1 protein-coding gene is annotated in these 294 nt (G+C 52.4%); it reads left to right on the top strand.

The annotated features are described in order from the left end of the window. On the top strand, window positions 1–294 hold a 294-nt coding region (locus ACZYR9_RS27730; protein WP_488981511.1), incomplete at both ends, for a response regulator.

Raw genomic sequence — 294 nt, 5'->3', positions numbered from 1 at the left:
CATCGCAGAACGTCGTCATTTTCCATGACCACTACCAATCCAATGAAACTCAATCCGTACTGCTGGTGGATGGCGAGGAGGATGTACGCCGGTTCCTCCAGCTCCGTCTTCAGCTGAAGGGATACCGCGTGCTGGCTGCAAAGGACGGTAAGACGGGACTAAATCTCTTTCGACTAGACAGGCCGGATGTCGTTGTTACCGATCTCAACCTGTCGGGCATTGACGGATTTCACTTCCTTACCCGCATCAATGATGAGGATCCTGCAGCGAAAGTGATCGTGTTCACCGATAACC

The sequence above is a fragment of the Paenibacillus sp. F024 genome (assembly GCF_057814255.1).
This window is presented reverse-complemented; position numbering and strand designations above follow the sequence as displayed.